Annotated in this window: 15 protein-coding genes; 8 read left to right on the forward strand and 7 right to left on the reverse strand. The window is 61.3% G+C overall.

The window, feature by feature from the left end:
- Positions 1 to 108: 108 nt before the first annotated feature.
- The gene (locus BLO80_RS18845; protein ID WP_092329372.1) at positions 109 to 1,383 is read right to left on the reverse strand and encodes a uracil-xanthine permease family protein; all 1,275 of its coding nucleotides are present in this window, start codon (positions 1,381 to 1,383) and stop codon (positions 109 to 111) included.
- Positions 1,384 to 1,385: 2 nt separating this feature from the next.
- A complete protein-coding gene (gene upp, locus BLO80_RS18850; RefSeq protein ID WP_003185330.1) occupies positions 1,386 to 2,024 on the reverse strand; it encodes a uracil phosphoribosyltransferase in 639 nt (212 codons plus the stop codon).
- Between the two features lie 164 nt (positions 2,025 to 2,188).
- On the opposite strand from upp, the gene BLO80_RS18855 reads away from it, so the two are divergent.
- Positions 2,189 to 2,746 carry a hypoxanthine-guanine phosphoribosyltransferase gene (locus BLO80_RS18855; RefSeq protein ID WP_053125250.1) on the forward strand — a complete coding sequence of 186 codons (558 nt, stop codon included), beginning with the start codon at positions 2,189 to 2,191 and terminating at the stop codon, positions 2,744 to 2,746.
- Between the two features lie 3 nt (positions 2,747 to 2,749).
- Positions 2,750 to 3,223 carry a WbuC family cupin fold metalloprotein gene (locus BLO80_RS18860; protein ID WP_092329375.1) on the forward strand — a complete coding sequence of 158 codons (474 nt, stop codon included), beginning with the start codon at positions 2,750 to 2,752 and terminating at the stop codon, positions 3,221 to 3,223.
- Positions 3,224 to 3,346: 123 nt separating this feature from the next.
- On the opposite strand, the gene dauA is transcribed toward BLO80_RS18860, so the two are convergent.
- Positions 3,347 to 5,089 carry a C4-dicarboxylic acid transporter DauA gene (gene dauA / locus BLO80_RS18865; RefSeq protein ID WP_092329377.1) on the reverse strand — a complete coding sequence of 581 codons (1,743 nt, stop codon included), beginning with the start codon at positions 5,087 to 5,089 and terminating at the stop codon, positions 3,347 to 3,349.
- A 266-nt stretch (positions 5,090 to 5,355) separates the two neighbouring features.
- Here dauA and BLO80_RS18875 point away from each other — a divergent pair, with 266 nt between their 5' ends.
- The 3 genes from BLO80_RS18875 (at position 5,356) to BLO80_RS18885 (ending at position 6,842) form a co-directional block, all read left to right on the forward strand.
- Positions 5,356 to 5,841 carry a hypothetical protein gene (locus BLO80_RS18875; RefSeq protein WP_092329382.1) on the forward strand — a complete coding sequence of 162 codons (486 nt, stop codon included), beginning with the start codon at positions 5,356 to 5,358 and terminating at the stop codon, positions 5,839 to 5,841.
- Between the two features lie 63 nt (positions 5,842 to 5,904).
- Complete coding sequence (locus tag BLO80_RS18880) at positions 5,905 to 6,192, forward strand: PA4642 family protein (RefSeq protein ID WP_060740669.1); 288 nt, start codon at positions 5,905 to 5,907, stop codon at positions 6,190 to 6,192.
- Between the two features lie 188 nt (positions 6,193 to 6,380).
- Positions 6,381 to 6,842: a hypothetical protein gene (locus tag BLO80_RS18885; protein WP_092329385.1), complete on the forward strand. Its 462-nt coding sequence runs from the start codon at positions 6,381 to 6,383 to the stop codon at positions 6,840 to 6,842.
- Between the two features lie 62 nt (positions 6,843 to 6,904).
- On the opposite strand, the gene mqo is transcribed toward BLO80_RS18885, so the two are convergent.
- Together mqo and BLO80_RS18895 are read right to left on the reverse strand one after the other, a co-directional pair.
- Positions 6,905 to 8,410: a malate dehydrogenase (quinone) gene (gene mqo / locus BLO80_RS18890; protein ID WP_092329388.1), complete on the reverse strand. Its 1,506-nt coding sequence runs from the start codon at positions 8,408 to 8,410 to the stop codon at positions 6,905 to 6,907.
- A 737-nt stretch (positions 8,411 to 9,147) separates the two neighbouring features.
- Positions 9,148 to 9,381, reverse strand: a complete 234-nt coding sequence (locus BLO80_RS18895; protein WP_014340171.1) for a hypothetical protein — start codon at positions 9,379 to 9,381, stop codon at positions 9,148 to 9,150.
- Between the two features lie 205 nt (positions 9,382 to 9,586).
- On the opposite strand from BLO80_RS18895, the gene BLO80_RS18900 reads away from it, so the two are divergent.
- On the forward strand, positions 9,587 to 10,171 hold the full coding sequence (locus BLO80_RS18900) for a YajG family lipoprotein (RefSeq protein WP_003205489.1): 585 nt from the start codon (positions 9,587 to 9,589) through the stop codon (positions 10,169 to 10,171).
- A gap of 113 nt (positions 10,172 to 10,284) precedes the next feature.
- On the opposite strand, the gene BLO80_RS18905 is transcribed toward BLO80_RS18900, so the two are convergent.
- Positions 10,285 to 10,491, reverse strand: a complete 207-nt coding sequence (locus tag BLO80_RS18905; protein ID WP_046063543.1) for a hypothetical protein — start codon at positions 10,489 to 10,491, stop codon at positions 10,285 to 10,287.
- 367 nt (positions 10,492 to 10,858) lie between these two features.
- On the opposite strand from BLO80_RS18905, the gene BLO80_RS18910 reads away from it, so the two are divergent.
- Complete coding sequence (locus tag BLO80_RS18910; protein ID WP_092329390.1) at positions 10,859 to 11,146, forward strand: hypothetical protein; 288 nt, start codon at positions 10,859 to 10,861, stop codon at positions 11,144 to 11,146.
- A 214-nt stretch (positions 11,147 to 11,360) separates the two neighbouring features.
- On the opposite strand, the gene BLO80_RS18915 is transcribed toward BLO80_RS18910, so the two are convergent.
- Positions 11,361 to 12,527 carry a 1-acyl-sn-glycerol-3-phosphate acyltransferase gene (locus tag BLO80_RS18915; RefSeq protein WP_060740673.1) on the reverse strand — a complete coding sequence of 389 codons (1,167 nt, stop codon included), beginning with the start codon at positions 12,525 to 12,527 and terminating at the stop codon, positions 11,361 to 11,363.
- A gap of 139 nt (positions 12,528 to 12,666) precedes the next feature.
- Here BLO80_RS18915 and BLO80_RS18920 point away from each other — a divergent pair, with 139 nt between their 5' ends.
- Positions 12,667 to 12,849 carry a CPXCG motif-containing cysteine-rich protein gene (locus BLO80_RS18920; RefSeq protein WP_072409377.1) on the forward strand — a complete coding sequence of 61 codons (183 nt, stop codon included), beginning with the start codon at positions 12,667 to 12,669 and terminating at the stop codon, positions 12,847 to 12,849.
- The last annotated feature ends 4 nt before the right edge of the window (positions 12,850 to 12,853 follow it).

A 12,853-nucleotide genomic window follows, 5' to 3' on the forward strand; every position in this document is an offset into this window, starting at 1 on the left:
ACATGGAATCTGCGGTGTACACAAATGTTGTGACCACTCAAGATCCACTGTGGGAGCGAGCTTGCTCGCGATGGCTATCAGGCTGACAACAAAGCCTTCAAGCTTGAGTCAGATCAGCGGCTCATCCGCCTTCTTCTGCTTCCAGCCGTCATTGCCCGGCAGCAGCAGGTTCAGCGCGATCGCCACCACCGCGCACAACGCGATGCCTTTGAGGCCGAAGTCGTCCGGGCCGGTGCCGGTGCCCACCAGCACGCCGCCGATGCCGAACACCAGCGTCACCGAAACGATCACCAGGTTGCGCGCCTCGCCCAGGTCGATCTTGTGGCGGATCAGCGTGTTCATGCCCACCGCCGCAATCGAACCGAACAACAGGCACAGGATCCCGCCCATCACCGGCACCGGGATGCTTTGCAGCAGCGCGCCGAACTTGCTGATGAACGCCAGGCTGATGGCAAAGATCGCCGCCCAGGTCATGATCTTCGGGTTGTAGTTCTTGGTCAGCATCACCGCGCCAGTCACTTCGGCGTAGGTGGTGTTGGGCGGGCCACCGAACAGGCCGGCGGCGGTGGTGGCAATGCCGTCACCGAGCAGGGTGCGGTGCAGGCCGGGTTTCTTCAGGTAGTCGCGACCGGTCACGCTGCCCACGGCAATCACGCCGCCGATGTGTTCGATGGCCGGCGCCAGGGCGACCGGCACGATGAACAGGATCGCCTGCCAATTGAACTCCGGTGCGGTGAAGGCTGGCAGGGCGAACCAGGGGGCGGCGGCGATTTTCGCGGTGTCCACGACCCCGAAGAAAAACGCCATGGCAAAGCCCACCAGCACGCCGGAAATGATCGGCACCAGGCGGAAAATGCCCTTGCCGAACACCGCCACGATCAGGGTGGTGAGCAGGGCCGGCATCGAGATCATCATCGCGGTCTGATAATGAATCAGCTCGGTGCCGTCGCCGGCCTTGCCCATTGCCATGTTGGCGGCAATCGGCGCCATGGCCAGGCCGATGGAAATGATCACCGGACCGATGACCACTGGCGGCAGCAGTCGGTCGATGAACCCGGTGCCCTTGATCTTCACCGCCAGGCCCAGGAAGGTGTAGACGAAACCCGCCGCCATCACCCCACCCATGGTCGCGGCCAGGCCGAACTGGCCCTTGGCGAGGATGATCGGGGTGATGAAGGCAAAGCTCGAGGCCAGGAACACCGGTACCTGGCGCCCGGTGACGAGCTGGAACAGGATCGTTCCCAGGCCGGCGGTGAACAGCGCCACGTTAGGGTCCAGCCCGGTGATCAGCGGCATCAATACCAGCGCGCCGAAGGCCACGAACAGCATCTGCGCGCCGGACAGGATCTGGCGCCAGAGCGGATCGTTGAACTCATCCTGCATGCTCAAGCGTCCTTCTGCTTGGTGCCGAAGATCTTGTCGCCGGCATCGCCCAGGCCCGGGATGATGTAGCCATGCTCGTTGAGTTTCTGGTCGATGGACGCGGTGTAGATGGTCACATCCGGGTGGGCGTCCTGCACGGCCTTGATGCCTTCGGGAGCGGCGACCAGCACCATGGCGCGGATGTCCCGGCAACCGGCCTTTTTCAACAGGTCGATGGTGGCGACCATGGAGCTGCCGGTGGCGAGCATCGGGTCGATGATCATCGCCAGGCGCTCGTCGATTTCCGGCACCAGTTTTTCCAGATAGGTGTGGGCTTGCAGGGTCTGCTCGTTGCGAGCCACGCCCACGGCGCTGACCTTGGCCCCCGGGATCAGGCTCAGTACGCCTTCGAGCATGCCGATGCCGGCGCGCAGGATCGGCACCACGGTGATTTTCTTGCCGGCGATTTTCTCGACCTGGACCGTACCGGCCCAGCCATCGATTTCGTAGGACTCCAGCGGCAGGTCCTTGGTGGCTTCGTAGGTGAGCAGGGCACCGACTTCCTGGGCCAGTTCACGGAAGTTCTTCGTGCTGATATCGGCGCGGCGCATCAGGCCGAGTTTGTGTCTGATCAGCGGATGGCGGATCTCGAGGATGGGCATGGGGAAGGCTCCGGCGGCGGGCAAAAAAACCGGCCTAGATTAATCTATCCGAGGGTGTTGTCCTATAGACAATACAGAACGTTAGTCCACAAACGCTTGATCTGGCCGGGCGGGATGCGTACCTTTGCCGGCTTTTCCGAACCCTGCCACCCCTGGAGAGCGCCATGTCCGCTGATCTCGAGCATATCCGTCAAATCATGCGAGAGGCTGACTGCCTGTACACCGAAGCCGAAGTCGAAGCGGCCATCGCCCGTGTCGGTGCGCAAATCAACGAGCAACTGGCCGATGCCAATCCGGTGGTGTTCTGCGTCATGAACGGCGGGCTGATTTTCTCCGGCAAACTGCTGACCTATCTGAACTTCCCCCTGGAAGCGTCCTACCTGCACGCGACGCGTTATCGCAACGAAACCAGCGGTGGCGACCTGTTCTGGAAAGCCAAGCCGGAAGTCTCGTTCATCGACCGCGACGTGCTGATCATCGACGACATCCTCGACGAAGGTCACACCCTGGGCGCGATCATCGACTTCTGCAAACACGCTGGCGCCCGCGCCGTGCACACCGCCGTGCTGATCGACAAGGACCACGACCGCAAGGCGCGGCCGGACTTGAAAGCCGATTTCGTCGGCCTGCCGTGTATCGACCGCTACATTTTCGGCTATGGCATGGACTACAAAGGTTACTGGCGCAACGCCAATGGCATTTTCGCCGTCAAGGGGATGTAATCGATGACTCGCTCAAGTTTTCTGGACCAAGCGTTGTTCGATGAGTTGGCCGAGAAAGCCGCGGCCAGTCCTCGCGGACGACAGCACCATAACTTCCATGAGATGGATGAGCCGTGCCACCGCATGGCGGTTGGCTTGCAGCCTTGCACCTACATCCCGCCGCACCGCCACCTGAGCGCCGATAAGGCGGAAACCTTGCTGGTGCTCAAGGGGCGGTTGGGGGTGTTGATTTTCGACGAGGCCGGTGCGGTGGTGGACAAGCGCATCCTGCAGGCCGGTGGCGATTGCCTCGGTGTCGACCTGCCCTCTGGCGTGTATCACGGGTTGGTGGTGCTGGAAGCCGACAGCCTGATGTTCGAATGCAAGGCCGGTCCCTACCGGCCCGTGGGCGAGGGCGAACTGGCTCACTGGGCGCCCCGTGAAGGCGAGGCGGGCGTGGCCGAGTACCAGGCCTGGATGCGTGCTCAGTTCGACTGAGCACCGAATCACCGGCAGCGGAGGTTTTGTGGCGAGGGAGCTTGCTCCCGTTTGGGTGCGTAGCACCCACCTGCAATTGGGGCTGCTGCGCAGCCCAGCGGGAGCAAGCTCCCTCGCCACAGTTCAAGCAAGTCTTGGATGAGCGGTGCTGCCGCCGGCCAACCATTGCTCGCTCTTGACCCGCGCCTGCTCCAGGGTCTGCACATACGCCAATTGCCGCTGTTCGCGATGAATGCCGGCGCGGCGCAGTTTCAGGCGCACCCTGGGCGCGGTCGCCACCAGGATCAGGCCGATGCCGTGCTTGCGGTAATCCTTCAGGATATTTTCAAACGCAGCCAGCGCCGTCATGTCCAGCATGGGCACGGCACTCATTTCCACGACCACCACCCGAACGCCCGGGTCGAACCGGCGCAACACATCCAAGGCTTTTTCCGCCGCGCCAAAGAACAACGGTCCACGAATGGCGTAGCAGCGAACGTGCTCGGGCATGTCCAGCAGGGCCTGGTGAAAATGGCGCGGCAACTCGGCGCTGTCGGTCAATTCGCTCATGCGCTTGATGAACAGCCCGGCGGCCAGCAGCAGGCCGACGGCGACGGCCAGGACCATGTCGAACAGCACCGTCAGGCCCAGGCAGGTCAGCAGCACCAGCACGTCGCTGCGCGGGGCGATGCGCAGGGTGTGTAGCACATGCCCGGCTTCGCTCATGTTCCAGGCGACCATCACCAGTAGCGCGGCCAGTGCGGCCATCGGCAAGTAACTGAACAGCGGCGCCAGCAGCACAATCGCCACCAGCACCACGAGGCTGTGGATGATCGCGGCCAGCGGTGAAAAGGCACCGCTGCGCACATTGGTAGCGCTGCGGGCAATGGCGGCGGTGGCGGTGATGCCACCGAACAGCGGCGCCACCAGGTTGCCCAGGCCCTGGCCCATCAGCTCGGCATTGGGATCGTGCTTGCTGCCGGTCATGCCGTCCGCCACCACCGCGCACAACAGTGATTCGATGGCACCGAGCATGGCGATGGCAAAGGCGGGTGCCAGCAATTGGCGGATCAGGTCATAGGACAGGATCAACGGATGACCCTGGCTGTCCGGCAGGTTCCAGGGCCAGTCGAAGCTGGGTAGGAAGGGCGGGATGCCCGGATGAGCGATGCCATCGACGACATAGCTGAAACGTTCGCCCAGCGTCGCGATCGGCCATCCGCCATGCTCCATCGCCAGCCCCAGCAACGTGCCCACCAGCAACGCCACCAGATGTCCGGGCACCCGTGGCACCCAGCGCGGCCAGGCAATCAGCACCGCCAGGCACACGGCCCCGATGACCCCATCGCCGAGACGGGCGCCGGGCAGCGCCACGATCAATTCGCCCAGCTGTTCGATGTAGTGTCTGGCATGGCCTGCGGTGGTCAGCCCCAGCAGATCCTTCAGTTGCAACGTGGCGATGACCACGCCGATGCCCGCAGTGAAGCCGAGGATGACCGGATAGGGAATGTACTGGATCAAGCGGCCGGCGCGTAACAGGCCCAGGGCGATCAGGATCAGGCCGGCGAGCATGGTGCACAGCAGCAGGCCGCCCAGGCCGTATTGTTGGGTGATGGGCAGCAGGATCACCACGAACGCCGCTGTCGGGCCGCTCACGTTGAAACGCGAGCCGCCGGTGAGGGCGATCAGCGGTGCCGCCACCAACACCGTGTACAGGCCGTTCTGCGGCGGCACGCCGACGGCAATCGCCAGGGCCATGGCCAGGGGGATGGCGATAATGCCGACGGTCAGCCCGGCCACCAGATCGCCGCGCAGGCGTTCCAGGGTGTAGCCGGCACGCCAGGCCTGGCGCCAGGCGGCGAATAGCGGTGGGGCGGAGAAAGCCATGAATACTCCTCGCAAGGGGGGGCAGGCACTGGCCGTGGCGAGGGAGCTTGCTCCCGCTCGAGTGCGTAGCGCTCGCAATATCCTGGGGCGGTTGCGCCACCCAGCGGGAGCAAGCTCCCTCGCCACAAAGGCAGGCGCCAGTGAGATCGACGCTGGTGGCCTCTTTGAGTATGCCGCGCCCGCTGTCCGAATGTATTGATCCGGATCGCTTATTTTTACTGTTCGTGCTCATGCTAGAGTGCCCGGTCAAGATTCTGGAGGTTGTCATGCGTGTATCGATCCGCCGCTGCGCCACTTCACTGCTGATCGCCAGCCTGCCCTTGACGGCCGTGGCCGCGCCGATGCACAGCCAGTTCCTGCCGCCGGATGACCTGGTGGTGCGCCAGGAACAGCCCGAACAGCAGCAGTTGCTGCAAGTGACCGAGTATTCGGTGGTGCTGGGGAACCAGCGCCAGTCCAACCAGCAACCGATCCCGGTCACTTCGCCCTTGCTGGTTCGTCTCAAGGGCAAGTCCTTGAACAAGGGGGCGACCATCAGCCAGGTGATCCTCAACTTCGACGGCGAAAGCAAAAGCTTGAAGAAACCGGTCTTCGACGAGGCGAGCAAGACCCTGACTCTGTCTTATCCACAGGCCCAGTACCGGGTGGTCATCGATCTGTTGCGCAACAACACGGTCTACGTGCAGTTCCTCACCTACGCCAACGGCCATATCTGGGCCGACCTGCACACCGGCATCGAACGCCCGCGTTGAGCCCCGAGGCCTGCCGGGGGTAAACTGCCCGCCCCCCGTGAAATGTGCGAGTTGGAGCCGGCAATGCGTAAAGACAAGAAACAAGTGATTGGCGACGAGATTGGCGACGAGCAGATCAAGCTGTTCCTCAATTTCGAACCGGTCGATGCCACTTCGCCGTCGTTGCACAAACTGATCAAGGCCTACCGTGGCCTGCGGGTCGATGATTTCGAGCGTTTCCTGACGTTCTTCGTCGAGGCCGGCCATGACCTCGACGGCAAGGATGAGCACGGCAACGATTTCGTTGCGCTGATCCAGGACCAGCGCAATGCCGAGGAATACATCGAATTGATCAACAAGGCGCGCCGCTGAATTGAACCCCTGTCAACGCTCTTCGGAGCGTTGAATCGTTCGGGGCGATGCAACTAATTCTTCTTCTGCAAGTTGCTCCGAAAGGTTATGTCACTATTCGGGCTGTTTTGTTTTGTTTGAATTTCCATTACTTTTGCGTCGAAGCCAAGTGGCTTTGATGTCATCGTTTAAATGGAGTTGTATTCATCATGGAAGATCAAAAGAAGTGCATCGCCGGGGTGTTGTTGTCCCTGGCGGCGTGTCTGGCAAGTTCAGCTTCCAGTGCGCGGGATGAAATTGTCAATGTCGAAGTCTATAACGCAACCGCCGCCGTCATTGTTCCCGGCAGCGATTTTACCTGGACGCAGAATCCGGCCAATGCAGGCCACAGCTTTGTGATAAACCCGGGCGAGAGCCAGGAATTAACCTACTACCTGCCCCAGTCGCGCGCCGAGCGAGAGGCCTTCAGCTATAGGCAAGGCAGCCGAACCTGTCATTTCAGCTTTGGACATGTCCCAAGGGCACCGGGCAATGATAAAGAGGCAATGCCTTATCATCGCTGGGTCAAGGCGGAACCGGCGGGTTTCTGTGTCGCGGAATTGTTTTATGTTGAAGATGATGACGACTATGTCAGTCACGGTGGAACACGCATCAAATTCAGCATGAACTAACACCGAGGAAATAAAAAAGCCTCCCGTCTGCACGGGAGGCTTTTTATATGAGTGGCAAGGCGTCAGGCGTAACTTTGAGCCTTGCTGTCTTCAACCAACTCCAGCGCAATGTTGTTCTGCGCGTTGATCTTGCGATACAGCGCCGCGTCGGCTTCCAACACTTTTTCCCGGGCCGGGAATATCTCTGCGAGCTTGCCAGCCCACTCGCCCTTGGCCTTGTCCGGGAAGCAGCGCTCGATCAGTTCCAGCATGATCGATACGGTCACCGAAGCACCCGGCGATGCGCCAAGCAGGGCGGCGAGGGTGCCGTCCTTGGCCGCCACCAGTTCGGTACCGAACTGCAGGACGCCACCTTTCTTCGGGTCTTTCTTGATGATCTGCACCCGCTGGCCGGCCACTTCCAGGCGCCAGTCTTCGGCTTTCGCCTCGGGGTAGAAGCGACGCAGGGATTCCAGGCGCTGCTCCATGGACTGCATGACTTCGCTGATCAGGTACTTGGTCAGGTCCATGTTGTCCCGGGCCACGGCCAGCATCGGGCCGATGTTGCCGGCGCGTACCGACAGCGGCAGGTCCATGATCGAACCGTGCTTGAGGAACTTGGTGGTGAAACCGGCGTATGGCCCGAACAGCAGGGATTTCTTGCCGTCGACCACGCGGGTGTCCAAGTGTGGCACCGACATTGGCGGCGAGCCCACGGCGGCCTGGCTGTAGACCTTGGCCTGATGGTGCTTGACCACTTCCGGGTTGTCGCAACGCAGCCACTGGCCGCTGACCGGGAAGCCACCGAAGCCCTTGCTTTCCTCGATGCCCGAGGCTTGCAGCAGCGGCAAGGCCGCGCCGCCGGCACCGAGGAACACGAACTTGGCGTCGACTTCGCGGGTGCTGCCGGAATTGACGTCCTTGATGCTCACGGTCCAGCCGCTGCCGTTGCGCTTGAGACCGGTGACGCGCTTGCAGTATTTGACCTGGGTGTCCGGGGCGCTGGTCAGGTGCTTGAGCAACTGATTGGTCAGGGCGCCGAAGTTGACGTCGGTCCCGTTCATGACGCGGGTGGCGGCGATGACTTCATCGTCCGGCCGGCCAGGCATCATCAACGGCATCCACTCGGCCATCTGGCCTTTGTCTTCGGTGTATTCCATGTCGGCGAAGGCGTGATGCTGGCGCATCAGCTCGAAGCGCTTCTTCAGGAACGCCACGCCTTTCTCACCCTGTACGAAACTCAGGTGTGGCACCGGGGCGATGAAGGACTTGGAGGAGCCGAACGTGCCTTTGCGGGTCAGGTACGTCCAGAACTGCTTCGACACTTCGAACTGGGTGTTGATGTGCACGGCTTTCTTGATGTCGACCGTGCCGTCGGCCGCCTGGGGTGTGTAGTTGAGCTCACACAGCCCGGCGTGACCGGTACCGGCGTTGTTCCACGGGTTGGAACTCTCCGCGGCACCGGAGTCCATCAGCTCGACGACTTCCAGCGAGATCGCGGGGTCGAGCTCCTTGAGCAGCACGGCCAGGGTGGCACTCATGATGCCGGCCCCTACCAGAACTACATCGACTGCTTCGTTATGCGCCATTTAACGCGTCTCCAAAATCTGCAGCACCAAATTGTCGGCATAGCGGCCAGGAGTGGCGGGGCAGGTCAGTTGAGCCCCAGTTATCCATGGCCAGGATCGCCATGTCCGAATCTTCGCAATTTTTCGCACCTACTGCGGATGCATGCAGCCTGGCTTCAAGAGTCACATGAACTCATTTAAGCGCCGGGCGGGCAATTCGACTTATGGCCGAGACATCCGTTCGTGCAACCAAATCCGTAGCGGACAGGCTTCAGGCGCCAGTTCTTGAGCGATATCCGGTCCTGTGTCGTTGGGCTGTTCCAGACGCTAATGGTGCTTGTTCAGACGCAAAACTCTTCATTTGCTCGCCACACTCTCGTGAAGTTGTGAAAACCCGTTTTTTCACGCTCTTTTGAAGACGTGAACCTCAAAAAAGGGCTGTCCCAGCCTGGCACCGTGCCCGGTTTGGTTGCCCCCATGTAGTACATGACAGGCAAAACAGGCAGACAGCTCAGTGACCGAGCGTAATGACAGCTCTGCAGATTCGCGAAAAGTGGTGATTTGCCTGGAGAACAGCAAGCGCGCCAGCTTCACTCGATCTGTGTGGGCGGCTCTCTGTGGGCGGTGCGGGGTGCCAATACCAGCGCATCAGCGGTGTTGCGAGGCCCGATCAGGAGACGTCCTTATAATCGGGGGGAGATTGTATCGAAGAAACGCAGGGAAATGGTCGTGTTTAATGACTTTTATTAGCCGTCCGGTCAGATGGTCAACAGTTGCCGGTTGCGTGCGCGGGCACGAAGCGGTTGTACGCGGGCGCTGGCGGGCAATGGCTGGTGCAACCAGTTGAGGCGGATTTCGTCGATTTCCACCCAGCCCTCGCCCATGGGTTGCAGGCTGCACTGCTTGAAGGCCTGGCAACGGCCGTTGCGATCGAGCAGGGCGAAGCTGCGGTGATGGGGACGCGGGGTGAACAGGGAAATGAGGAAGCGCATGAGCGGATACCGGGTCAGGGAGCTTGGAGCAAGCCTGACAGCGGGCCATGACATGCCGGTGTAAGGACCGTGACAATGGGGTGACAGGAACCGGCAATCACGGCCTGTGTCAGACATTTCAGTATTCATCGCAAGGCGCTAGTTCACGGCGATGGCGCACCGCTATACTGCCGGCCTGTTTGTGCCCGATTCTGGAGAGAAGAGCATGTTGCAACGCCTGTTGTTCGGTTTGATCGCCGTGACCAGTCTGACCCTCGTCGGCTGCGCCCACAGCCCGCAACAACTTAACCCGGAGCCCAAGCTCAATGCCCAACTGGCGCCCGTGGGGCGTGGCCAGCCAGTGGTGGTGCGGGTCGTGGACGGTCGTCCGTCGCCGACGCTCGGCACCCGTGGTGGGCTGTACCCGGAAACCAGCGTGATCACGGTGCAGGGTGCGCAGATCCTGCCCAAGCTGCAGGCCCAGGCTGAAGCGGCGGTGCGTTTGCTGGGCTTCACGCCGACCGCCAATGCCTTGAATGCACCGCAACTGACCGTGACCCTGGCCGAGCTCAAGTACCAGTCGCCCAAGGAAGGCATGTACGTGACCGAAGCCACCATCGGCGCGACCTTCCGCTCCGACGTGCAGAACGCCAACCGCCGCTACAGTGGGCGTTACGGGGCGTCCCTGGACCAGCGTTTCGGCATGGCGCCTAACCAGGACACCAACACCAAGCTGGTCAGCGACGTGTTGAGCGATGCCCTGACCCGGCTGTTCAAGGACCCGACCATTGGCCAGGTGCTGGCTGAGTAAGCATCAAGTCCTGTAACCCCTGTGGGAGCGAGCATGCTCGCGATAGCGGTGGATCAGCCAACATCGAGATGGCTGACACTCAGCCATCGCGAGCAAGCTCGCTCCCTCAGTTTTTAGGCGGCCTGGGAATAGAATTCCAGCACGCTGATCCCGGTCAGCAGGTCTGTCTCAGGCAGGTCGGCATGTTGATGGCCGCCGAGGGCGCAGTACACCAGCCAATGGCGGTCCTGCACGTTGAAGGACAGGCTGCCGACGAGGTTCTGTTGTTCGTCGCTTGGGCTGATGAGATAGAGGCGATCCTGGTTTTCGGCGTGCAGCATGACGGGTTCCGTGCGGGTTTGAAGGGCGACAGAGTGGCCTAATCAGATGACGAAACCGTGACGGGGGAAATTAACCCCAAGGCTTGATTGCAAAGCCTGTGGCGAGGAAGCTTGCTCCCGCTGGGCTGCGCAGCAGCCCCCGACTAGCGTCTCGGTGTGTCAGGTTAATCGTGCAAGCTTTTTTTGGGACTGCTGCGCAGTCCAGCGGGAGCAAGCTCCCTCGCCACGAATTCACCAGGCTATTATCCCAGCCGTTCGTTACTGGTCGGAAAAAACGGTGCAGGGCGGCAGGCTTTCGGTAGAATCCGCGCCCTGTTCGTAGGCCATGGGCGTGTCTGCCCTGTCCGTTTTTCGCTTGAGGTTCGTGATGTCGCTGCATCTGTTTTCGTTGTTCGCCGCCCACCCCGCCAAACTGATCAACCTGCTCGCGTTGCTGTTTGCCTGCCCGGGCGGCTGGGTACTGCACGCGACGCGTCGCCGTGAACAACGGGCGCGAGCCTGCCTGCAAGCACGCAATGGCGATGGCAATGGCGAGGAGCGCTTCGAAGCCTTGCTGGACCTGGCCACCCAGCGCATGAACCGGTTTTTCTATCGGTTCGGCTTTGGCTGCCTGGCGCTGGCGTTGCTGGTGTCGTGGATCAGTACGCAGTTCTGACTGCGTAGCCGTGGCGAGGGCGCTAGCAGCGCAAGCGAGGGCCGCCAGGCAAACGTGCTTTTGTGGCGAGGGAGCTTGCTCCCGCTGGGCTGCGAAGCAGCCCCCTCTTGAACGGTCAACCCCAAGGTTCTGACTAACCGCAAGCCCGTTTTGCGATTGCTGCGCAATCGAGCGGGAGCAAGCTCCCTCGCCACAGGAAACCCGTGTCCATCGCTTAAAGCGCCAACCCCGCCTTGACCCGATACTGATTACGCACCGGTGTCGCATATTGCAGCACCAGGAACGGCCGGTGTTCCGGCGGGCAAGCGTCCAGCCGGCGCTGCCATTCTTCCTGGGCCTTGGCCAGTTCATCGGCACCAAACACCTCGGCCGCCGTCGGCACCTGCAACTGCGGGTCGGCGTCGGCCCATTGGGCGTAAGCCAGGTAATGCACCGGGAACAGGCGATAGCCGCCGAGAATCTGCCGGTCCATTTCCAGGGCCAATTGCTTGGTGTCCTCGAACAGCTCGGTGATGGGCGCGGCGAAGTTCACGTGGACCCGGCCCTTGTAGCCGGTGATGCCCTTGGCGATGCTCACGTCGTCCTCGCCCGGTGCCTTGGTGTAGGTGCCGGTGGTGGCGCGGATGTACAACTCGCGGGCCTTGGCCTGGTCGCACGGGTCGTATTCATAGCTGATCGACACCGGCGTGAGGTTCAGCGACTGGATCACCTCGCCGAACGGTTCGTCCTTGCGGCTCATGTGGAACATCTTGAGGATCGCCGATTCGGTCCGGTCGTCACCGTCCTTGGCCCGCCCTTCGGCCTGGGCGATCCAGATCGAGGCGCAGTCGTTGCGGATCGAGTGATTGATGTACGCCGACAACAACTGATACGCCGCCATTTTTTCCCGCCGTCCGGTGATGGAGCGGTGCACGATGAAGCTCTTGTTCAGGCGCATCAGGTCGCTGACAAAAGGCTTTTGCAGCAGGTTGTCGCCAATGGCGATGCGCGGCGTCGGCAGGCCGGCGTGGTACACGGCGTAGTTGACGAAGGCCGGGTCCATCACGATATCGCGGTGGTTGGCGATGAACAGGTACGCGCTGCCGGACTTGAATTGCTCCACGCCGGTGTAGGTCACGCCATCGGTGGCGCGCTCGATGGTGTGGTCGACGTAGAACTCCACCTTGTCCTGCAAAGTGGCGACCGACGTCACACCGGCGAACTCACGGCGCAATCTTTGCGCTATAAGGGGTTTGAGCATCCAGCCGAAGGCGCCGGCCAGGCGTGGGAAGCGGAAGTGGGTGAGGATATCTAGAAACGCCTTGTCGCCGAGCAGCCGTGCCAGCACCGCTGGGACTTCGCTGTCGTCGTAAGGTCGGATGGCATCGAATTCGCCCATCATGCTCTCTTGTTGGAAACGGCTAGGGTAAGTAAAGGTTCGATCGAAAAAACGACGGGGCATGGCCTGGAAGATAAGCCAGACGAAAATAGCCCTGCAAATAGACCGGCGATTATACGCACAAGTCACTTGGGAGACCGCGATGCTGGAGCAGGCTCATTATGATTGTCCCTATTGCGGGGAGAATGTGGAGACAACTGTGGACTTGTCCGGCGGCGACCAGACCTACATCGAGGACTGTCAGGTGTGCTGTCGACCGATCACCTTTGTGCTGCAGGTCCATGGCGAGGAATGGCATCTGGAAGTCTTCAGCGAAAACGAATGATGGG

The sequence above is a fragment of the Pseudomonas sp. NFACC56-3 genome, from assembly GCF_900100025.1.
Lineage (GTDB): Bacteria > Pseudomonadota > Gammaproteobacteria > Pseudomonadales > Pseudomonadaceae > Aquipseudomonas > Aquipseudomonas fluorescens_AA.